Origin of the sequence: Streptomyces sp. NPDC058457 (assembly GCF_042720695.1) — a bacterium.
Lineage (GTDB): Bacteria > Actinomycetota > Actinomycetes > Streptomycetales > Streptomycetaceae > Streptomyces.
This window is the reverse complement of the sequence record NZ_JBHXLU010000114.1, coordinates 1-20,521: the sequence shown is the minus strand read 5'-3', so window position 1 is coordinate 20,521 and position 20,521 is coordinate 1. Positions and strand designations below refer to the sequence as shown.

Sequence of the window (20,521 nt, the reverse complement as noted above, 5' to 3'; positions counted from 1 at the left end):
GCGCCCCGGCGCGCCCCCCCCTGGGCCTTCCGGCCCGGGGTGGGCCCCCCCGGCGCCCCGGGGGGGCGCGGGGGGTGCCCCCCCCCACGCGCCGGTAGGCGTCCCCCCGCCCCCCACTACCTCAGCACCACCACCTGCCCCGCCACCACCAGCACCACCTGCTCGCACTCGCCCGCGAACGCCGCGTTCAGCCGGCCCAGTTCATCCCGGTACCGCCGCCCCGACGCGGTGGCCGGGACGATCCCCGACCCCACCTCGTTCGACACGGCCACCACCGTCCGCCGCGTCGCCCGTACCCCCTCCGTCAGCTCCCGCACCCGCTCCCGCAGCGCCTTCTCCCCGCCCGCCGCCCACTCCGTGTCGTCCCACGCCCCGACGGAGTCCATCGCGTCCGTCAGCCACAGCGACAGACAGTCGATCAGCAGCGGCGACCCGTCCTGCGCCAGCAACGGCACCAGGTCGCACGTCTCCGTCGTACGCCACGACCCCGGCCGCCGCTCCCGGTGGACGGCCACCCGCGCCGCCCACTCGGTGTCCCCGCCGCGCGTACCGCCCGTGGCGACGTACAGCACGTCGGGGAAGGCCTCCAGCCGCCGTTCGGCCTCCACGGACTTCCCGGACCGCGCCCCGCCCAGCACCAGCGTCCGGCGCGGCACGTCGGGTACGTCCTCGTACACCCCGACCGTCAGGGTCGTACCGTCCGGCACCGCCCGCGCCCCGGCCGCCGCCAGCCGCCGTCGCAACTCCGTGCCGGGCGGCACGTCATGGTCGAGATGGACGGCGACGACATCCGTGGTCGGCCCGACCGAGCCGACCGCCCGCAGCCGCGCCAGCGCGTCCGGCCGGCCGACGACGTCGAGGAGCACCAGGTCGTACGATTCCGCGCTCCCGTTCTCCAGCCCGGCCGGGGCCCCGCCCGGCGGGAGATACAGCAGCCGTTGCCCGTCGGGGCCGGTCACCGCGTACCCGGTGCCGCCCGCGTCCATCGCCACCGCCCGCACCCGATGCCCCGTCAGCAGCGTCAGCTCCCGTCCGTCCGGCACCCGCGCCGGCTGCGGCAGCGCGGCCGGCACCTCGACGGCGGGCCCGTCATGAGGATGCGACAGCAGCACCTGCCGTACGCCCCCGAGGGACCGCCCGGCCCGGGCCGCCGCGAACGCCGCGCCCGGCGTCAGATCGAGCAGCAGCGTCCCGTCGACGAGCAGCGCGGTGGCCGCCCGGGCATCCTCCCCGACGGCACACGAACAGGCCGCACAGGCACAGCCGGGGTTGGGCAGCCCCACGGGAGCACCGGTACCGAGCAAAGTCACTTCCACGGACCGATTCTCACCCGTCCTGACGGTTCTCGCTCCAGTCTGCGCCCCGCACAGCGCGCCCCAAAGGGGCGCGGGGCTGTATCAGTATGCGGCTCCGCCGCGTGGGCGCGAGCCCCCACCGGCCCGCACACAAGCCCACAACCAGCGGAGTTTTTGTCGGCGCCCTTATACGATGCACCAGTTGGATCAAAGGAGGCCTACATGGCGGCATGGACGTGGCGGTTCGAGAAGGCCGACGGGACGGAGGTCCAGCCCGCGGTGGAGCCCGAGGAGTTCACCACCCAGGGCGACGCCGAATCCTGGATCGGCGAGCAGTGGAAGGAACTTCTGGCCGGCGGCGCCGACCAGGTGCGGCTCTACGAGGACGCCACCGAGATCTACGGTCCGATGAGCCTGCACGCTGACGAATCCTGAGACGCGCCGGTCCGGGGCGGCCCTGCGCGGTCGCCCCGGACCGCCGTCACTGCTCGCCCAGCGTCACGTCCACCGTTCTGTCGATGCCGTCCCGGCTGTACGTCACCGTCGTCTTCTGCCCGGGCCGGTCCGAGGCGAGTGACTCGGCCAGTGAGGTGATGGTGGTGATGTCGTCGCCTCCCACCCTGGTGATGATGTCCCCGGGCCGGATGCCCGCCTTGTCGGCCGCGTCGCCCGGTTTCACGGTCACCACGGCCACCCCGGCCGGCTGGTAGTTCACGTCGACCACGGTGCGCCCGGTGATGCCGAGCGCGGCCCGCCCCGAGTCGGTGACCTTGCCCTGCTTGATGATCTGGTCGGCGACCGTCGTCACCATCGACGCCGGGATGGCGAACCCGATCCCCGGTGCCGCGCTGCCGCCCAGGTTGGGGTCGCTCGCGGCGAGCGTCGGGATGCCGACGACCTGGCCGTCCAGGTTGACCAGCGCGCCGCCGCTGTTGCCGGGGTTGATGGCCGCCGAGGTCTGCACCATGTTGGGGATGGTGGCACCCGTACCGCCGCCCGCGGTGTTCTCGCTGACGGTCCGTCCGGTCGCCGACACGATCCCCTCGGTCACGCTGGACGACAGCCCGAGCGGTGACCCCATGGCCAGCGTGATCTGCCCGACCTGGACCTTCTCGGTGTCCCCGAAGGCGGCCGCCTTCAGCCCGTCCGGGGTCCTGTCGAGCCTGATGACCGCCAGGTCCTGCTGGGGGTAGGAGTACACCAGGGTCGCGGTGAGCGGTTCCTCCGTGTTGGCGGTCGTCACCTTGAACGTCTTCTCGTTCCCCACGACGTGCGCGTTGGTGACGATGTGTCCGTTGCCGTCGTAGACCACACCCGAGCCCAGGTCGCTGCTGGCCTGGATCTGTACGACCGAGGGCAGGACGTCCTTGATCACCTTCTGGTACCGGTTCTGCAGATCGGTCGCCGCCATGGGGACGGCCGCCACCTGGGCGGCCCGGCCGGCCGAGGCGTCCCCGGCCGCGTCGCCGCCGAAGACGGAACATCCGGAGACGAGCGCCAGGCAGCAGCAGCCGAGCACGGCGGCCGTACGGCGGGTCCGGCGAGCAGGGGAAACGTCCATGCACCGAGTCTCGCCGTGGCGGTGACGCTCCGGCTCGCGCTGCTGGCCCGAACGAGGAGCTTCACCGGGGGAAGGTCAGCCGCGCACCCCGCACAGGTGCAGCAGCGCCGCGACCGCCCGGTACGGATCCGTCCGCCCGGCCCGCTCCTCCGTCGCGAGCAGCGTCGCCAGGTCGGCCGGTGCCCCGGCGTCGTCCGCGGCCGTGTCCGTGAACACCCGTACGCCGTACCAGGACTGCAGCGGGGCGCCGATCCCGGCGAGGGCGGCGGTGAGGGTGGCCAGCCGGTCGGCCCGGACGTCCAGGCCCAGCCGGTTGCGGTAGGAGACGGTGTCGAAGGCACCCAGGGCGCCCGCCCAGTCGCCGCTCAGCCCCGGCCGCATGGCCAGCGCGTCGGCGTTGCGCACCAGCAACGACAGCAGCCCGCCCGGGGCCAGCATCCGGGCCAGCCCGGCGAGCAGCGCGTCCGGCTCCTCGACGTACATCAGCACGCCGTGGCAGAGCACCACGTCGAAGCTGCCCGGCAGGAAGTGGACGCCCGTGTCCTGCCCGTCCCCCTCGACGATCCGCACCCGGTCGCGGATGCCCACCGGCTCACCGGCCAGCGCCTCCCGCGCGGCCGCGACCATCGCCGGTTCCCGCTCGACACCGGTCACCTGGTGACCGGCCCGGGCCAGCCGCAGCGCCTGCGTGCCCTGGCCCATGCCCACGTCGAGCACCCGCAGTCGCTGCCCGACCGGGAACCGCCCCGCTATCTGCTCGTCGAGCCGGCGGGCCACCAGCTCCTGCCGTACGACATCACGCAGCCCGCCCAGCTTGGTCAGCCAGGCCTTCGCCGCGCCCCCGGAGAAAGGCTCTGTGCTCAGGGCCGCTCTCCGCGCTTGACCTGCGGCTTGGGCAGCCGGAGCCGGCGCATCTGGAGGGAGCGGAACAGACCGTAGGTGACGGCGCCCTTGCGGTTCTGGTCCGGGAAGCGCTCGGCGAGGCGCTTGCGCAGCCGGAAGCCGCTGACGGCCGCGTCGAGCACGATCAGCACGATCACGACCAGCCACAGCAGCAGCGCGATGTTCTTGATCGCCGTGTTGTTGACCACACTCATGACCAGGATGACCACGGCCAGCGGCAGGAAGAACTCCGCCACGTTGAAGCGCGAGTCGATCCAGTCACGGGCGAACCTGCGGACCGGGCCCTTGTCACGGGCCGGCAGGTACCGCTCGTCGCCGGTGGCCAACGCCTGGCGCTGCCGCTCCATGGCGGTGCGCCGGTCGTCGCGCTGACGCTTGGCGGCGTCCTTGCGCGTCGTCGGCGTGTTGGCCACGCTGCGCCGCTGGGTCTGGGCCTCACTGCGCTTGGGCGTGGGCCTGCCCTTGGGGGCCTGCGGGTCTCGGGTCTGCTTGGAGTCGGTCACGGCCGCCTTGTCGGCGGAGGCCTTCTCATCCTTGGCACGGCTACGGAACACAAAACCCAAGGGTACGGGGTGGTGGGGTGTGGGCCCTAGTCCGGCGGGGAACGATCCCGCAACGCCAGTCGTCTCCATGGGGGACAGAGGGGACGTTGCAGACGGTTCGCTCAGGGGGACACCTACTACCTGTGCCGGAGCGGAGCAGTCCGTAGTCGTCCTTGGGGATGAGCGCATCGGTCCCCGAACAGTGCGGTAATGGAGGCAGGGCCCGTACTGTGGGTTCTGTCGCAGGATCTGTGAGCCGGAGTCCGTCAGAAGGGGGCGCGCGAAGCCCATGAGCGGTGTCATGAAGCGTATGGGGATGATCTTCCGCGCGAAGGCGAACAAGGCCCTGGACAGGGCCGAGGACCCGCGCGAGACCCTCGACTACTCGTACCAGAAGCAGCTCGAACTGCTTCAGAAGGTGCGCCGCGGGGTGGCCGACGTCGCCACCTCCCGCAAGCGCCTCGAACTCCAGCTGAACCAGCTCCAGCAGCAGTCCACCAAGCTGGAGGACCAGGGCCGCAAGGCGCTCGCCCTCGGCCGTGAGGACCTCGCCCGCGAGGCGCTCTCCCGCCGCGCCGCCCTCCAGCAGCAGGTCACCGACCTGGAGACGCAGCACGCCACCCTCCAGGGCGAGGAGGAGAAGCTCACCCTCGCGGCCCAGCGCCTGCAGGCCAAGGTGGACGCCTTCCGTACCAAGAAGGAGACCATCAAGGCCACCTACACCGCCGCCCAGGCGCAGACCCGCATCGGCGAGGCCTTCACCGGCATCTCCGAGGAGATGGGCGACGTCGGCCTCGCCATCCAGCGCGCCGAGGACAAGACGCAGCAGCTCCAGGCCCGCGCCGGCGCCATCGACGAACTGCTCGCCTCCGGCGCCCTCGACGACCCGACCGGCACGGCCAAGGACGACATCGCCGCCGAGCTGGACCGCCTCTCCGGTGGTACGGATGTAGAGCTGGAGCTGCAGCGCATGAAGGCCGAGCTCGCCGGAGGTGCGCCCCAGCAGGCGATCGAGGGCGGCACCGGCCAGGGCCAGCAGTCGCAGCAGCCGCAGGACACCCCGCGCTTCGACAAGCAGTAGCCGACGCCTGGAGGGCGACATGGCCGACATGGTCGTGAGGATCATGGGGGAGGGCCAGGTGAGGCTGGCCGACAGCCACCTCACCGAACTGAACAAGCTGGACGACGAGCTCCTCGCGGAGACCGAGTCCGGCGACGAGGCAGCCTTCCGCCGCACCCTGGGCGCCCTCCTGGACAAGGTCCGGGAACTGGGCGCCCCGCTCCCGGACGAATCCCTGGAACCCTCCGACCTGATCCTCCCGTCCCCGGACGCGACCCTGGAGGAGGTCAGGGCACTGCTGAGGGACGACGGTCTGATTCCGGGCTGACGGTCGGACCACATTCCGTCCGGCGTTTGAGGACGAAGGCCGGTGAGCACCCCTTCCAGCCCGTCCGGCGTTTGAGGACGAGGCCGTTCAGGCCGAAGCGGGGGTCTGGGGGCGGCAGCCCCCAGGGACGGTGCCCGCGGCGGGCCGAACCGGCAGTTCCGGCCCGCACGAAGCAGCCGTACTGTTCAGAACGTGAGCACACTCGAAAGAGCCCGCTGCAGAGCCGGCGCCCATCCACTCGCCGTGGACGCGGTCATCGCCGCGGGCGCCCTCGTCTGCATGGTCGTGAGCTCTTTCGCCGCCCCGCACGGCACGCACGGCGTCGCCTGGGGCATCCGCACCCCGGCCCCGCTCAGCCTGGTCCTGATGACGCTCGCCGCCGCGGCCCTGGTCTTCCGCCGGCACGCCCCGAAGACGGTCCTGGTCGTCACGGGCGCCGCCTCCGTCCTGGAGTGCGTCACCGGCGACCCCCGCGCACCCGTGGCGATGGCGGCCGTGATCGCCCTGTTCACCGTCGCCGCCACCACCGACCGCCGCACCACCGTATGGGCCGGCCTGCTCACCATGACCGTGCTGACCACCGCCGCGATGGTCGCAGGACCCCTGCCGTGGTACGCCCAGGAGAACCTCGCGATCTTCGCCTGGACCGGCATCGGCGCCACCGCCGGGGACGCCGTCCGCAGTCGGCGCGCCGTCGTCCAGGCCATCCGCGAGCGTGCCGAGCGCGCCGAGCGGACCCGTGAGGAGGAGGCCCGCCGCCGGGTCGCCGAGGAGCGGCTGCGGATCGCCCGTGACCTGCACGACGTCGTCGCCCACCACATCGCCCTGGTCAACGTGCAGGCCGGGGTCGCCGCGCACGTCATGGACAAGCGGCCCGACCAGGCCAAGGAGGCCCTCGCCCACGTCCGCGAGGCCAGCCGCTCCGCGCTGAACGAACTGCGCGCCACCGTCGGCCTGCTCCGCCAGTCCGGCGACCCCGAGGCGCCTACCGAGCCCGCCCCCGGCCTGCACCTCCTGGAAGAGCTCGCCGACACCTTCCGCAACGCCGGCCTCCAGGTCGAGGTCGCGCGCGCCGACCAGGGCACCACCCCGCCCGCCGCCGTCGACCTGGCCGCCTACCGGATCGTCCAGGAGGCCCTGACCAACGTGCAGAAGCACGCCGGACCCGACGCCAAGGCCGAGGTGAGCGTCGTACGCGTCGGACCGCACATAGAGGTCTCCGTCCTCGACAACGGCTCCGGCGAGGACACCGCCCCCGAGGCCGGCGGCGGCCACGGCCTGCTCGGCATGCGCGAGCGTGTCACCGCCCTGCGCGGCACCCTCACCACCGGCCCCCGCTACGGCGGCGGCTTCCGCGTCCATGCGATCCTGCCGGTCAAGACCCACACCAACGACCGTACGAGCGACCGTACGAGCGGTCGTACGAAGGACCGTTCGGCCGCCCTGGGGGATTCCGTATGACGATCCGTGTCCTGCTCGCCGACGACCAGGCACTGCTGCGCAGCGCGTTCCGGGTGCTCGTCGACTCCGAGCCCGACATGGAGGTGGTCGGCGAGGCCTCCGACGGCGCCGAGGCGGTGCGGCTCGCCAGGGAGCGGGAGATCGACGTCGTCCTGATGGACATCCGGATGCCGGGCACCGACGGACTGGCCGCCACCCGGCTCATCGGCGCCGACCCCGCCCTCGCCCACGTCCGTGTCGTGATCCTCACGACCTTCGAGGTCGACGACTACGTCGTCCAGGCGCTGCGCGCGGGTGCCTCCGGCTTCCTCGGCAAGGGCAGCGAACCCGAGGAACTCCTGAGCGCCATCCGGGTCGCCGCCGGCGGCGAGGCGCTGCTCTCCCCGACGGCCACCAAGGGCCTGATCGCCCGCTTCCTCGCCCAGGGCGACCTCGGCGACGACGGCCGCGACCCGGCCCGCACCGAGCGGCTCGACGCGCTCACCTCACGGGAGCGCGAGGTCCTGGTCCAGGTCGCCGGCGGGCACTCCAACGACGAGATCGCGGAACGCCTGGAGGTCAGCCCGCTGACCGTGAAGACCCATGTCAACCGGGCCATGGCCAAGCTGGGCGCCCGGGACCGGGCCCAACTCGTGGTGATCGCGTACGAGTCGGGGCTGGTACGCCCCAGGACGGACTGACCCCACCCGGGTGTCCCACGGCCGGCGCTGCCGGTCCCGACGGCGTACACGGTGTTCGAACTCCGCAAGGAGCGCCGGGACAGGAAGCGGGCGGCGAGGACGGGCCAGGGGGGCCGCGAAATCTGCCCCGGCGCCCGAGGAGCCGCAGCCCGCGGCCGTGCGACGGTCCCGCGAACGGCGGCCGGTTCCCGGAACACCTCCGGGAACCGGCCGTCCGCGCCTGGCCGTTCCGTATGCTGGCGCCGCGAACTGCAGGGCGGGGAAGGGGAGTTTGGGCGTGCCGCTGCACAAGGACGACCCGCGGTCCCTCGGCGGCTACAAGCTGGCCGACCGGCTCGGGGCCGGCGGGATGGGCATCGTCTACCGGGGCCGGTCGCGCTCCGGGCGCGAGGTCGCCGTCAAGGTGGTGCACGCCCAGTACGCCGAGGACCCCGTCTTCCGGGCCCGGTTCCGGCAGGAGATCGAGGCCGCCCGCCGGGTGAGCGGTGCCTTCACCGCCCCCGTGCTGGACGCCGACCCGGACGCGCCGGCGCCCTGGATGGCCACCCAGTACGTGCCCGGCCCCTCCCTCGCCGCCCGCATCCGGGCCCATGGCGCGCTCCGCGTCACCGACCTGCGGCCGCTGGCCCTCGGCCTGGTGGAGGCGTTGCGCGACATCCACCGGGCCGGGGTGGTGCACCGCGACCTGAAACCGGCCAACGTCCTGATCGCCGAGGACGGCCCCCGCGTCATCGACTTCGGCATCTCCCGGGCCGCCGAGAACCACAACACCCTCACCGAGACCGGGCAGATGGTCGGCACCCCGCCGTTCATGTCCCCGGAACAGTTCACCGACGCCCGTACCGTCGGCCCCGCCTCCGACGTCTTCTCGCTCGGCGCGCTGCTGGTGTACTGCGTCACCGGACGCGGCCCGTTCGACGCCGACAGCCCCTATCTGACCGGCTACCGGGTGGTCCACAACGAGCCCGTCCTGGACGGGGTCACCGGCCCGCTGCGCACGGTCCTGGAGCGCTGCCTGGCCAAGGACCCCGCCGACCGGCCCGGACTCGACGACCTGGCCCGGGAGTTCGCGGCGGCCCTGCCGGAGCCGGAGTCCGCCGAACCGCGGACGATGACCCTGCGCCTGCCCGCCACGAGCCCCGGCCATGCCCCGGCCCTCGACGCCACCACCCCGCCGGTCACCGGCCGCCGCCCCCGCGCCCGCCGCCGCACACCCCGTCTGCTGCTGGCCGCGGCCGCGGTGACCGCCCTGGCCCTGACCGGCTACTACCTGCTGCTGGGCCCCGGGAACGGCGACGGCCAGGCACGCACCGGCTCCTCGGCGTCCCCCGGATCCCGCTGGGGCACCCTCCCCACCGGCTGGCGGCCCTGGCAGACAACGGTGTCCGCGACCGCCGAGCACGGGGTGAAGAAGGCACCGGGCTACGCGGGAGACACCTCGCCCACCTGCGTGTCGGACGGCTCCTCCGTCTACTGCGGCGGCACCTCCCTGCTCCCGACCCGGGTCGACGCCACCACCGGCCGCACCCTCTGGCGCTCCGGCACAGCGCCCGCGGGCGTACCGGCCGACCGCTACATCACGACGGTCCTCGGCGTGGACGACGGCCTGGTCCTCGTCGAACTCCAGATCACCGACGGCGGCGGCCTGGGAAAGGCCCAGTCCGTGCTCGCGCTCAAGGCCTCGGACGGCACCGAGGTGTGGTCCCACGCGGTACGCACCGACAGCCTGGGATCGGCCTACGGCGACGGGGTCACCCTGACCCAGGAGGGCGACGGCAGCACGTTCACCGTCCGCTCGGCACGGGACGGCAGCGTGCGCCGGAACGTGCCCGTGCCCCGGGGCTGGCTCTGCTCGATGCTCTCCGCGGGGGACTTCCCCTATGTGGACTGCGGCGACCAGTCGGACGGCTCGCGCGCCACGAAGTTCTACGTCGTCCACCCCGCCGACGGCTCGGTGCGCACCCTGAATTCTCCTGCCCAGACGGCCAGTTTCGTCGGCACCCTCTCCGGACAGCTGGTCTTCCTGGAGTCGGACGACCAGGACGTCAACAACGGACCCGACCTGATCTACAACCGCATCGTGCGCGTCGACCCCGACACCGGCAGGCGCACCCTGATCCCGCTGCCCGAGAAGTACCGGGGCGGGCTGCCCACCCTGGCCCACGGCACGCTCTACCTCGCCACCTCCAGCGGCCTGGTCACCGCCTTCTCGCCGACGACCGGGGCCCGGCTGTGGGAGAGCCACACGACCCTGGAGTCGCCGGGCCAGGCCTCGGTGGACGCCAAGGGGCGCACGGTGTACATGGCGGGCATGAGCGGACGCGTGGTCGCGCTCGACGCGGCGAAGGGCACCGTCCTGTGGGAGTCCTCCGCCCGCGCCGAGGTGCTCGGCAACAGCGGTCTGCTGCCGAGCGTCTGGTTCAACCGAGGCGCCCTGGTCCTGTCGACCTCCGACGGCACGATCTTCACGCTCGACCCGGCGCACCCCGAGCGCAAGGCGGTCGACTCGGGGTGACACACGGGCCGTACGGCCACGGGTACGGCTACGGCAGCGCCAGCATCCGCTCCAGGGCCAGCTTGGCGAACGTCTCCGTCTCCTTGTCGACCTCGATGCGGTTGACCAGGTTGCCCTCGGCCAGCGACTCCAGGGTCCAGACCAGGTGGGGGAGGTCGATGCGGTTCATGGTGGAGCAGAAGCAGACGGTCTTGTCGAGGAAGACGATCTCCTTGCCCTCCGGAGCGAAGCGGTTCGCGAGGCGGCGGACCAGGTTCAGCTCGGTGCCGATGGCCCACTTGGAGCCGGCGGGCGCGGCCTCCAGCGCCTTGATGATGTACTCGGTCGATCCGACGTGGTCCGCGGCGGCGACGACCTCGTGCTTGCACTCGGGGTGGACGAGGACGTTCACGCCCGGGATGCGCTCGCGCACGTCGTTGACCGAGTCCAGCGAGAAACGGCCGTGCACCGAGCAGTGGCCGCGCCACAGGATCATCTTCGCGTTGCGCAGCTGGTCGGCCGTCAGGCCGCCGTTCGGCTTGTGCGGGTTGTAGAGCACGCAGTCGTCCAGGGACATGCCCATGTCCCGGACGGCGGTGTTGCGCCCCAGGTGCTGGTCGGGCAGGAACAGGACCTTCTCGCCCTGTTCGAAGGCCCACTCCAGGGCGCGCTGCGCGTTCGAAGAGGTGCAGATGGTGCCGCCGTGCTTGCCCGTGAACGCCTTGATGTCCGCGGACGAGTTCATGTACGAGACGGGGACCACCTGCTCGGCTATCCCGGCCTCGGTCAGCACGTCCCAGCACTCGGCGACCTGCTCGGCGGTCGCCATGTCGGCCATGGAGCAGCCGGCCGCGAGGTCGGGAAGGACCACCTTCTGGTCGTCCGAGGTCAGGATGTCGGCGGACTCGGCCATGAAGTGCACACCGCAGAACACGATGTACTCCGCCTCCGGGCGGGCGGCCGCGTCCCGGGCCAGCTTGAAGGAGTCGCCCGTGACATCGGCGAACTGGATGACCTCGTCGCGCTGGTAGTGGTGGCCGAGCACGAAGACCTTGTCGCCGAGCTTCTCCTTGGCCGCGCGGGCACGCGCGACCAGGTCCGGGTCGGACGGGGAGGGCAGGTCGCCGGGACACTCGACGCCCCGCTCGCTCTTCGGGTCGGCCTCACGGCCGAGCAGCAGCAGGGCGAGCGGAGTCGGCTGTACGTCGAGCTCCGTGGTCTGGGCGGTGGTCACGACACGCACCCTTTCTACTTTTCGTCGTTCTGACGCTATCTATCATAACTGCTTCACGTCACTTTGACGATGGCCATAGCGTCGATGTGACATCAATCCCGGCGCCGAACGGGAGGGTGGCCGACGGGTGGACGCGGGATGGTCACCCCGTGTGCAGGTCGCCGTGGGTGCCGTCGACGACCGCTGTGCGTGACTTCGGGCGTGTGCGAGCATGAAGACGTAGGAAAACGCGAGAACGCGCGTGCCGGGCCGGAATGAATCAGCGGACCCGCCGGTTGCACTCGTCGGCAAGCAGTCTCCGTACAACCCGGGAGAGATGTAGATGTCCGTATCGGACGAGACCAGCACCGCCACCGACGGCATCATTCTGAGCGACGCCGCCGCGGCCAAGGTCAAGGCCCTGCTCGACCAGGAAGGCCGTGACGACCTCGCCCTGCGTGTCGCCGTCCAGCCCGGTGGCTGCTCCGGCCTGCGCTACCAGCTCTTCTTCGACGAGCGTTCCCTCGACGGCGACGTCGTCAAGGACTTCGGCGGCGTCAAGGTCGTCACCGACCGCATGAGCGCCCCGTACCTGGGCGGCGCGTCGATCGACTTCGTCGACACCATCGAGAAGCAGGGCTTCACGATCGACAACCCGAACGCGACCGGCTCCTGCGCCTGCGGCGACTCCTTCAGCTGAGCCGACGGGCACAACGGCACGAAGGCGGCGGCCCCTCACCACGAGGGGCCGCCGCCTTCGTATGTGCTCAGCCCATCTGCGGTTCCAGTGTCACCGCCCTCAGAAGGGCCTTGCCGTCCGTGCCGACCACCTTCCGGCCGTCCAGCGGCGCGTCCAGATGCACCGTCCGGTGGTACTCCTTGGCGATCATGACGCAGATCTTGTCCGGCCAGGGCGTCGCGGTCACCTTCAGCACCACCTGCTCCGAGCTCTCCTCCGCCGTCGCCTTGTAGTCGGCGCACACCCCGCCGGTGAAGGCGACGATCAGATCACGGCCGTCGACCCGGTACCCGTCCACCTTCACGTCCTTCGTGGTCCCCGCCGAGGCGCTCGCGCTCGCCGAAGGCGTCGGCGACGAGGAGGCCGAGGAGGAGACCAGGTACGCCGGGTCCACCGCCGGATAGGTGACGGTGTACGCGTCCGCCGCCCCGCGCACCTGGAACAGCCAGGACGGCACCAGCGCCTGCCGGCCGGCGACGGACTGCGCGGAAAGGCCGAACACCGCCTTCTCGATCACGGCCGACGACGTGGACGAGGCGGACGACGGTGACGGCGACGACGCGGAGCACGGCTGCTCCAGGCGGTCCTTCAGCGGTACGGAACTGGCGCAGCCGCCGATGCCCATCCGGTGGTCGGAGCGCGGCGCCGCGTTCATCAGGTCCAGCGTCTTCGCGGCGCTCAGCACCGGATACGTGTCGCCCTTCGCCGGCGTCGCCAGCATCCCGTTGCCGCCGACCACCTCACCCTGCTTGCTGACGGTCAGCCCGGTCGTCCAGCCGTACGTCGGCAGTCCGCCGACCACCGGATCGGCGTTCACCACCCGCTGGGCGCCCATGACCTGGCTCGCGTCGAGCTTCGCGGCGTCCTGGCCGAGCGCCTTCAGCACCGGCGCCGCCGCCTTCTCGGCGTCGTCGACGCTCACCGGGGGACCGGACGGCGCCGACGGGTCCTGCGTGCACACCAGGCCCCGCTTGCAGTTGTCGGTGCCCGGGGCGTAGCGGCTGTACGTCCAGATGCCCGGGGCGGCCCGGTTCACCTGGAGACTCCCGCCGGAGCCGTCGTTGTCGGTGCCGACCTTCCAGACCTGGCCCTCGGCCACCGGGGTCCCCTCGACGCCGAGCGCCTTCGCCAGCGCGGCCACCCGGTCCTTGGAGACCTCGCCGGAGGGCTGGTACACGGTGGCCGAGCCGGGGCCGGCGGGGAGCGTCCCGCTCGCCTTGTAGGTCACGCCGTAGGGATCGGGCTCGCCCGGGGCTATGCCGTTGCCGCCGGAGGAGTAGCCGTCCAGGGCGAGGGGCGGGGGCGTGGAACCGCCGGACGAGCCCGTGGTCGTACCGCCGCCGGCGTCGGAGCCGGCGCCAGAACCGGTGCCCGAGGCGAGATAGGCACCACCGCCGCCGATCAGGAGGACGGCGGCGGCCACGGAGGTGATGACGAGGGCGGGGGAGCGCCGGCGGGGGACGGGGTGACCGGCCTCGGCCTCGGTCTTCGCTTCGGCGTCGGGCGTCTCGGGCGTCTCGGGCGTCTCGGGAGTACGGGGGGCGTCAGCGACGTCGGCGGTATGAGAAAGCTCGGCCACTTCCGGCTCCGCGGGGGGCTCCGCAGGGGACTCCGCGGGTTCCGGGGCGGCATCGGCGGCGGGGGCCACGTCGGGCTCGCGGGTCTCCTCCGGCTCGGGGGCCTCCTCGGGCTCGGAGATCACCGCCCCCGGCTCGGCGGCTGCGCCCGGGGCGGGGGCCTCGTCCGGCTCCGGAACCTCTGCCGGGGCACCCTCGGCGGACTCCGCGGTGGCCTGCGTGTCGGCCTCGGCGGCCTCCGCAGCCTTCGGCGACTCCGTGGCCTGCCGGGCCTCGGGGGGCTCCCCGGTGCTGCCCGCGGCCGCGTCGTCGGCGTTCTCGGGTCGCTCGCTCTTCACCGCATCGCTCCTAGCCGTGTCGTATCCCGCCTCCCCTTCACGGGGGACGGCGATGGGACGCGGGAGGGGGGCGCGCGGTTCCCTGGAAACGCGCCGGGCGAGACTCAGTCGCCGTAGTCGGACATCGCGTCCAGCAGCCTGGCGGACTTCTTCGGCACGGTCACCCCGTGGATGAGTGACGGCGGCACCGGGCGGGCATCGCTGTGATCAGGAACCGTCCAGTGCGGAGCCATCCGGGCGCAGTCCCCGCGCAGCGACGCGAGATCGCCGTCGAGGTCGGCCGGAGCGGGGGCGTGGACCTTGAGGTTCGTCATGACGGAACCGTAAGCACGTCGGGCGCCGCGAAGAAAGATCTACTATCGGGTAGTTTTGGCACCTTCAGGGTGCCCACGCCGACCCGGTAGCGTTAACTGTCAATAACGCCTCCCCCTCAGGAGAGTCCCAGCCGTGCGCATCGCAGTCACCGGCTCCATCGCCACCGATCACCTCATGACCTTCCCCGGCCGCTTCGCCGACCAGTTCGTCGCGGACCAGCTGCACACGGTCTCGCTGTCCTTCCTGGTCGACAACCTGGACGTGCGCCGGGGCGGCGTCGGCGCGAACATCGCGTTCGGCATGGGACAGCTCGGCACCCGGCCGATCCTGGTCGGCGCGGCGGGCTTCGACTTCGACGAGTACCGGGCCTGGCTCGACCGGCACGGCGTCGACACGGAGTCCGTCCGCATCTCCGAGACCCTGCACACCGCGCGTTTCGTGTGCACGACCGACGCCGACCACAACCAGATCGGCTCCTTCTACACGGGTGCGATGAGCGAGGCCCGGCTGATCGAGCTGAAGACGGTGGCCGACCGCGTGGACGGCCTCGACCTGGTCCTGATCGGCGCGGACGACCCGGAGGGCATGCTCCGCCACACGGAGGAGTGCCGGACCCGGTCCATCCCCTTCGCCGCCGACTTCTCCCAGCAGATCGCGCGGATGAACGGCGACGAGATCCGGATACTGCTGGAGGGTGCGACGTACCTCTTCTCGAACGAGTACGAGAAGGGGCTCATCGAGACGAAGACCGGCTGGAGCGACGAGGAGATCCTCGCGAAGGTCGGCCACCGGGTCACCACGCTGGGTGCGCGGGGCGTCCGTATCGAGAAGGTCGGCGAGGAGACCATCGAGGTCGGCTGCCCCGACGAGGAGCGCAAGGCCGACCCGACGGGTGTCGGCGACGCCTTCCGCGCGGGGTTCCTCTCGGGGCTGGCGTGGGGGGTCTCGCTGGAGCGGGCGGCCCAGGTGGGCTGCATGCTGGCGACTCTCGTCATCGAGACGGTGGGTACGCAGGAGTACCAGCTGCGCCGGGGGCACTTCATGGAGCGGTTCACCAAGGCGTACGGGGACGAGGCCGCGGAAGAGGTTCGCGGGTACCTGGTCTGAGTTTCGGGTGCGGCGGCGTGGGGGCTGGTCGCGCCCACGCGGCGGCAGCCGCACATCGACACAGCCCCGCGCCCCTTTCAGGGGCGCTCAGGTGAGCCGGCGTACCAAGTAGGCCGTTCCCTTTTCTTCCTTCTCCTCACCCATGTACTCCTGGCCCCGCATCTCGCACCACGCCGGGATGTCCAGGCGCGCCGCCTCGTCATCGGACAGGACCCGCACCCTGCCGCCGACCGGCACGGTGCCGATGACCTTCGCCAGTTCGATGACGGGGATCGGGCACCGTTTGCCGAGGGCGTCCACGACGAGTACGTCCTCCTGCAGGGCCGCCGACGGCACAGGCGCTCCCAGCTTCTCCCGCACCCCGGCCACCACCCCCGGCAGCACCTCAAGGAAGCGGTCGACGTCCGCCCCGGCCGCCCCCGCCGGCAGCGACACCCGCACGTTCCCCTCGCTCAGCACCCCCATCGCCTTCAGTACATGGCTGGGTGTCAGCGTGCTGCTCGTACAGGACGATCCGGACGACACGGAGAAGCCCTCCCGGTCCAGCTCGTGCAGCAGTGTCTCTCCGTCGACATAGAGACAGGAGAAGGTGACGATCCCGGGCAGCCGCCGCTCCGCATCGCCCACCACCTCCACGTCCGGCACCGACTCCGCTACCCGCGCCCGGATCCGCGCCGTCAGTTCCCGCAGCCGTCCGGCCTCCTGCCCGGCCTCCGCCCGTACGGCCCGCAGCGACGCGGCGGCCGCGACGATCGCCGGCAGGTTCTCGAAGCCGGGTGCCCGGCCCGACTCCCGCTCGTCGACCGCTCCTTGGGCGGCGAACCGCACCCCCTTGCGTACGACCAGCAGCCCGACCCCGCTCGGCCCACCCCACTTGTGCGCGCTCGCCGTCAGCAGCGACCAGTCGCCCTCGACCCGCCCCCACCCCAGCGACTGCGCAGCGTCCACCAGCAACGGCACCCCGGCCGCCCGGCACACCTCGGCCACCGCCGCCACCGGCTGCACGGTGCCCACTTCGTGGTTGGCCGACTGGAGGCAGGCGAGCGCGGTGTCGGGGCGCAGGGCGGAGGCGTACGACTCCGTCTCCACCGCTCCCGTCCGCTCCACCGGCACCCGGGTCACCTGTCCGCCCCCCGCCTCGAACACCTCGGCGGAGTGGAGCACCGAGGAGTGTTCGACGGCTGACACGATCAGGTGACGTCCGACCCGACGACGACCGGCCAACGCGCCTGCCACACCCGCATGGACGGCCTGTGTGCCCGATGGAGTGAACGTCAGCTCGTCCGGCCGACAGCCGACGGCCTCGGCGGCCGCCTCCCGGGCAGCGTCCAGCAGCACGCGCGCCTTGCGGCCTTCGCGATACAGCCGGGAGGGATCGGCCCACCCGTCGTCGAGCGACGCCAACAACGCCTGGCGGGCGACAGGGTGGAGCGGGGCGGCGGACGCAGCGTCAAAGTAGGACACACAGCAACGGTAAAGCGCCGGCAACCAATCCAGGGGCGCGGGGCCGTGTCCACATGTGGCTCTGCCGCGGGGCGCGACCAGCCACAACGCACCCGCACCCGCACCGCAAACCGCGACAACCCGAGCTATTGGGCGCCCATTCCCACCCCAACCGAGTGACAGGCGACGCGTATGCCCCCCTCCCCGCGAACCCCCGGAGGGCGTCGGCTAGGGTTTGGTCCGCATAAACATCCAAACCCCTGCCCGACGCAGGGCGGCGACCGACCAGCGAGAAGGCCGCAGCCGACCGCGCGGGCGAGACTCTCGGGAAGGCGCTACGTGAGTCCCAACGGCTCCGACCGCTCGCCGCGGCGCCCGATGCGGCGGAAGCTGCTGCAGGCAATGACCGCGGGCCTGGTCCTTGCGACCGCTACCGGTTGCACATACAAGGACTTCCCCCGCCTTGGTATGCCCACCCCGACCACGGAAGAGGCTCCGCGGATCCTCTCCCTGTGGCAGGGCTCCTGGGCCGCCGCGCTCGCCGTCGGCGTGCTGGTGTGGGGTCTGATCATCTGGAGCGCCATCTTCCACCGGCGCAGCCGCACCAAGATCGAGGTCCCGGCCCAGACCCGGTACAACATGCCGATCGAGGCCCTGTACACGGTGGTGCCGCTCATCATCGTCTCGGTGCTGTTCTACTTCACGGCCCGTGACGAGACGAAGCTGCTCAGCCTCACCGACAAGAAGCCGGACGTCACGGTCAACGTGGTCGGCTTCCAGTGGAGCTGGGGCTTCAACTACATCACGCCCGTCGACGGTGTCAGCGGCGACGCGAAGACCGACACGAACCTGGCCGCCATTCCGGACCGGTTCAAGAAGGACTTCCCGGCGGCCGCCGGCGGTGTCTACGACGTCGGTACGCCGGGCACGAAGAACCCGCAGACCGGCAACCCCGGTCCGACGCTCTGGCTCCCCAAGGGCGAGACCGTCCGCTTCGTCCTCACCTCGCGTGACGTCATCCACTCCTTCTGGGTGGTGCCGTTCCTGATGAAGATGGACGTCATCCCGGGCCACACCAACGCGTTCCAGGTGACTCCCAACCAGGAGGGCACCTTCCTCGGCAAGTGCGCCGAGCTCTGCGGCGTCGACCACTCCCGGATGCTGTTCAACGTGAAGGTCGTCTCGCCCGAGCGTTACCAGCAGCACCTCAAGGACCTCGCCAAGAAGGGGCAGACCGGTTACATTCCCGCCGGCATCGCGCAGACGAGCCACGAGAAGAACCGGGAGACGAACAACCTGTGAGCATCCTCAACGAACCCCAGGGTGCCGCGGCAGCTGAAGGCTCTTACGCAGATGAGCTGCCGGTCAGGCGCAAGCAGCCCGGCAACGTGGTCGTCAAGTGGCTCACCACCACCGACCACAAGACCATCGGAACGCTGTATCTGGTCACGTCGTTCGCGTTCTTCCTGATCGGCGGTGTGATGGCGCTGCTGATGCGCGCCGAGCTCGCTCGCCCCGGTCTGCAGATCATGTCGAACGAGCAGTTCAACCAGGCGTTCACGATGCACGGCACGATCATGCTGCTGATGTTCGCGACGCCGCTGTTCGCCGGCTTCACGAACTGGATCATGCCGCTCCAGATCGGCGCGCCGGACGTCGCCTTCCCGCGGCTGAACATGTTCGCCTACTGGCTCTACCTGTTCGGCTCGACCATCGCGGTCGGCGGCTTCCTCACCCCGCAGGGCGCGGCCGACTTCGGCTGGTTCGCCTACTCGCCGCTGTCGGACGCGGTCCGCTCGCCGGGCATCGGCGCCGACATGTGGATCATGGGTCTGGCCTTCTCCGGCTTCGGCACCATCCTCGGCGCGGTCAACTTCATCACCACGATCATCTGCATGCGTGCGCCCGGCATGACCATGTTCCGGATGCCGATCTTCGTGTGGAACGTGCTGCTGACCGCCGTGCTGGTCCTGCTCGCCTTCCCGGTCCTCGCCGCGGCGCTGTTCGCCCTTGAGGCGGACCGAAAATTCGGGGCACATGTATTTGATGCCGCGAACGGCGGAGCGCTGCTCTGGCAACACCTCTTCTGGTTCTTCGGACACCCAGAGGTGTACATCATCGCGCTGCCGTTCTTCGGCATCATCTCCGAGGTCATCCCGGTCTTCTCCCGCAAGCCGATGTTCGGCTACATGGGTCTGATCGCGGCCACCATCTCGATCGCCGGTCTGTCCGTGACGGTGTGGGCCCACCACATGTACGTCACCGGCGGCGTGCTCCTCCCGTTCTTCTCCTTCATGACCTTCCTGATCGCGGTCCCGACCGGTGTGAAGTTCTTCAACTGGATCGGCACCATGTGGAAGGGATCGCTGTCCTTCGAGACACCGATGCTCTGGGCCACCGGCTTCCTGATCACCTTCACCTTCGGTGGTCTGACCGGTGTCATCCTGGCCTCGCCGCCGATGGACTTCCACGTCTCCGACTCGTACTTCGTGGTGGCCCACTTCCACTACGTGGTGTTCGGTACGGTCGTCTTCGCGATGTTCTCCGGCTTCCACTTCTGGTGGCCGAAGATGACGGGCAAGATGCTCGACGAGCGGCTCGGCAAGATCACCTTCTGGACGCTGTTCATCGGCTTCCACGGCACCTTCCTGGTGCAGCACTGGCTGGGCGCCGAGGGCATGCCGCGTCGTTACGCCGACTACCTGGCGGCCGACGGCTTCACCACCCTGAACACGATCTCGACGATCAGCTCCTTCCTGCTCGGCCTGTCGATCCTGCCGTTCCTCTACAACGTGTGGAAGACGGCCAAGTACGGCAAGCCGGTCGGCGTCGACGACCCGTGGGGCTACGGCCGTTCGCTCGAGTGGGCGACCTCCTGCCCGCCGCCGCGGCACAACTTCGTCACCCTGCCGCGGATCCGCAGCGAATCCCCGGCCTTCGACCTGCACCACCCTGAGATCGCCGCCCTGGAGCAGCTGGAGCACGGCCACGCCGCCGCTGTCACGGGCAGCAAGGAGGCCGGCAAGTGAAGATCCAGGGCTGGATGTTCGTGTGGCTGGGCGTCTTCGTCCTCGCCATGGCCGGTGTCTATGGCGTGTGGTCGAAGGAGGCTGCCGGCACCACGGCGCTCTTCATGGCCTTCGGCCTGTGCCTCATGATCGGCTTCTACCTGACCTTCACGGCCTCCCGGGTGGACGCCGGTGCTCAGGACAACAAGGAAGCCGACGTCGCGGACGACGCCGGTGAGATCGGGTTCTTCAGCCCGCACAGCTGGCAGCCGCTCGCCCTCGGCGTCGGCGGCGCGCTGGCCTTCCTCGGTGTGGCCGTCGGCTGGTGGCTGCTGTACTTCGCGGCGCCCGTCATCATGATCGGCCTCTTCGGCTGGGTGTTCGAGTACTACCACGGTGAGAACCGCACCCAGTAGGCCCGCGCCGAGCGCACCGGGAGCCCGGACCCTCCGTCAGG

Annotated in this window: 19 protein-coding genes; 11 read left to right on the top strand and 8 right to left on the bottom strand. The window is 71.1% G+C overall.

What is annotated here, in order from left to right:
- Positions 1–116: 116 nt before the first annotated feature.
- Complete coding sequence (locus tag ACFWPS_RS47745; RefSeq protein WP_383718908.1) at positions 117–1,316, bottom strand: bifunctional adenosylcobinamide kinase/adenosylcobinamide-phosphate guanylyltransferase; 1,200 nt, start codon at positions 1,314–1,316, stop codon at positions 117–119.
- Between the two features lie 201 nt (positions 1,317–1,517).
- Here ACFWPS_RS47745 and ACFWPS_RS47740 point away from each other — a divergent pair, with 201 nt between their 5' ends.
- Entirely contained in the window at positions 1,518–1,730 is a 213-nt protein-coding gene (locus tag ACFWPS_RS47740) for a hypothetical protein (protein ID WP_360496180.1), read from the top strand.
- A gap of 46 nt (positions 1,731–1,776) precedes the next feature.
- Here ACFWPS_RS47740 and ACFWPS_RS47735 read toward each other — a convergent pair whose 3' ends face one another.
- From ACFWPS_RS47735 to ACFWPS_RS47725, 3 genes are all read right to left on the bottom strand, one after another.
- On the bottom strand, positions 1,777–2,856 hold the full coding sequence (locus ACFWPS_RS47735) for a S1C family serine protease (RefSeq protein ID WP_383718906.1): 1,080 nt from the start codon (positions 2,854–2,856) through the stop codon (positions 1,777–1,779).
- Positions 2,857–2,931: 75 nt separating this feature from the next.
- Complete coding sequence (locus ACFWPS_RS47730) at positions 2,932–3,633, bottom strand: class I SAM-dependent methyltransferase (RefSeq protein WP_383718903.1); 702 nt, start codon at positions 3,631–3,633, stop codon at positions 2,932–2,934.
- Between the two features lie 83 nt (positions 3,634–3,716).
- A complete protein-coding gene (locus ACFWPS_RS47725) occupies positions 3,717–4,391 on the bottom strand; it encodes a DUF3043 domain-containing protein (RefSeq protein ID WP_383718900.1) in 675 nt (224 codons plus the stop codon).
- A 199-nt stretch (positions 4,392–4,590) separates the two neighbouring features.
- On the opposite strand from ACFWPS_RS47725, the gene ACFWPS_RS47720 reads away from it, so the two are divergent.
- The 5 genes from ACFWPS_RS47720 to ACFWPS_RS47700 all read left to right on the top strand — a co-directional run bounded on the left by ACFWPS_RS47720 (position 4,591) and on the right by ACFWPS_RS47700 (position 10,345).
- Positions 4,591–5,382 carry a PspA/IM30 family protein gene (locus tag ACFWPS_RS47720; RefSeq protein WP_234542640.1) on the top strand — a complete coding sequence of 264 codons (792 nt, stop codon included), beginning with the start codon at positions 4,591–4,593 and terminating at the stop codon, positions 5,380–5,382.
- A 28-nt stretch (positions 5,383–5,410) separates the two neighbouring features.
- Positions 5,411–5,689, top strand: coding sequence for a hypothetical protein (locus tag ACFWPS_RS47715; protein ID WP_383718941.1), 279 nt, complete (start codon positions 5,411–5,413; stop codon positions 5,687–5,689).
- Positions 5,690–5,881: 192 nt separating this feature from the next.
- Complete coding sequence (locus ACFWPS_RS47710; RefSeq protein ID WP_383718898.1) at positions 5,882–7,150, top strand: sensor histidine kinase; 1,269 nt, start codon at positions 5,882–5,884, stop codon at positions 7,148–7,150.
- Positions 7,147–7,830 carry a response regulator gene (locus ACFWPS_RS47705; protein WP_383718896.1) on the top strand — a complete coding sequence of 228 codons (684 nt, stop codon included), beginning with the start codon at positions 7,147–7,149 and terminating at the stop codon, positions 7,828–7,830. Before ACFWPS_RS47710 ends, ACFWPS_RS47705 begins: the two co-directional genes overlap by 4 nt.
- Before the next feature lie 277 nt (positions 7,831–8,107).
- Positions 8,108–10,345 (top strand): PQQ-binding-like beta-propeller repeat protein, encoded by a 2,238-nt coding sequence (locus tag ACFWPS_RS47700; protein WP_383718893.1) that lies wholly within the window; start codon positions 8,108–8,110, stop codon positions 10,343–10,345.
- A gap of 28 nt (positions 10,346–10,373) precedes the next feature.
- On the opposite strand, the gene nadA is transcribed toward ACFWPS_RS47700, so the two are convergent.
- Positions 10,374–11,558 carry a quinolinate synthase NadA gene (gene nadA, locus ACFWPS_RS47695; protein ID WP_383718890.1) on the bottom strand — a complete coding sequence of 395 codons (1,185 nt, stop codon included), beginning with the start codon at positions 11,556–11,558 and terminating at the stop codon, positions 10,374–10,376.
- A 322-nt stretch (positions 11,559–11,880) separates the two neighbouring features.
- Between nadA and ACFWPS_RS47690 the strand changes: the two genes are divergently transcribed.
- Positions 11,881–12,237, top strand: coding sequence for an iron-sulfur cluster assembly accessory protein (locus tag ACFWPS_RS47690; protein ID WP_030951236.1), 357 nt, complete (start codon positions 11,881–11,883; stop codon positions 12,235–12,237).
- A 67-nt stretch (positions 12,238–12,304) separates the two neighbouring features.
- Here ACFWPS_RS47690 and ACFWPS_RS47685 read toward each other — a convergent pair whose 3' ends face one another.
- Positions 12,305–14,191 (bottom strand): hypothetical protein, encoded by a 1,887-nt coding sequence (locus ACFWPS_RS47685; RefSeq protein ID WP_383718888.1) that lies wholly within the window; start codon positions 14,189–14,191, stop codon positions 12,305–12,307.
- A 104-nt stretch (positions 14,192–14,295) separates the two neighbouring features.
- Complete coding sequence (locus ACFWPS_RS47680) at positions 14,296–14,505, bottom strand: hypothetical protein (protein WP_089101160.1); 210 nt, start codon at positions 14,503–14,505, stop codon at positions 14,296–14,298.
- A 133-nt stretch (positions 14,506–14,638) separates the two neighbouring features.
- Between ACFWPS_RS47680 and ACFWPS_RS47675 the strand changes: the two genes are divergently transcribed.
- Positions 14,639–15,613 (top strand): carbohydrate kinase family protein, encoded by a 975-nt coding sequence (locus ACFWPS_RS47675; protein WP_383718886.1) that lies wholly within the window; start codon positions 14,639–14,641, stop codon positions 15,611–15,613.
- 87 nt (positions 15,614–15,700) lie between these two features.
- Here the strand turns inward: ACFWPS_RS47675 and ACFWPS_RS47670 are convergent, their stop codons facing one another.
- On the bottom strand, positions 15,701–17,077 hold the full coding sequence (locus ACFWPS_RS47670) for a cysteine desulfurase/sulfurtransferase TusA family protein (protein WP_383718883.1): 1,377 nt from the start codon (positions 17,075–17,077) through the stop codon (positions 15,701–15,703).
- A gap of 318 nt (positions 17,078–17,395) precedes the next feature.
- Between ACFWPS_RS47670 and coxB the strand changes: the two genes are divergently transcribed.
- From coxB to ACFWPS_RS47655, 3 genes are read left to right on the top strand one after another with little or no spacing between them, the layout of a single operon-like run.
- Positions 17,396–18,358, top strand: a complete 963-nt coding sequence (gene coxB, locus ACFWPS_RS47665; RefSeq protein WP_383718881.1) for a cytochrome c oxidase subunit II — start codon at positions 17,396–17,398, stop codon at positions 18,356–18,358.
- Complete coding sequence (gene ctaD / locus ACFWPS_RS47660) at positions 18,355–20,085, top strand: cytochrome c oxidase subunit I (RefSeq protein ID WP_383718878.1); 1,731 nt, start codon at positions 18,355–18,357, stop codon at positions 20,083–20,085. The genes coxB and ctaD overlap by 4 nt, the downstream gene beginning before the upstream one ends.
- Positions 20,082–20,480 carry a cytochrome c oxidase subunit 4 gene (locus ACFWPS_RS47655; protein ID WP_383718876.1) on the top strand — a complete coding sequence of 133 codons (399 nt, stop codon included), beginning with the start codon at positions 20,082–20,084 and terminating at the stop codon, positions 20,478–20,480. The genes ctaD and ACFWPS_RS47655 overlap by 4 nt, the downstream gene beginning before the upstream one ends.
- Positions 20,481–20,521 lie beyond the last annotated feature (41 nt).

Excerpts from the sequence above, each read along its gene's own strand:
- ACFWPS_RS47740 (WP_360496180.1), top strand. The coding sequence starts at position 1,518 with ATGGCGGCATGGACGTGGCGGTTCGAGAAGGCCGACGGGACGGAGGTC.
- ACFWPS_RS47735 (WP_383718906.1), bottom strand. The coding sequence starts at position 2,856 with ATGGACGTTTCCCCTGCTCGCCGGACCCGCCGTACGGCCGCCGTGCTC.
- ACFWPS_RS47725 (WP_383718900.1), bottom strand. The coding sequence starts at position 4,391 with ATGGAGACGACTGGCGTTGCGGGATCGTTCCCCGCCGGACTAGGGCCC.
- ACFWPS_RS47720 (WP_234542640.1), top strand. The coding sequence starts at position 4,591 with ATGAGCGGTGTCATGAAGCGTATGGGGATGATCTTCCGCGCGAAGGCG.
- ACFWPS_RS47715 (WP_383718941.1), top strand. The coding sequence starts at position 5,411 with ATGGTCGTGAGGATCATGGGGGAGGGCCAGGTGAGGCTGGCCGACAGC.
- ACFWPS_RS47705 (WP_383718896.1), top strand. The coding sequence starts at position 7,147 with ATGACGATCCGTGTCCTGCTCGCCGACGACCAGGCACTGCTGCGCAGC.
- ACFWPS_RS47690 (WP_030951236.1), top strand. The coding sequence starts at position 11,881 with ATGTCCGTATCGGACGAGACCAGCACCGCCACCGACGGCATCATTCTG.
- ACFWPS_RS47680 (WP_089101160.1), bottom strand. The coding sequence starts at position 14,505 with ATGACGAACCTCAAGGTCCACGCCCCCGCTCCGGCCGACCTCGACGGC.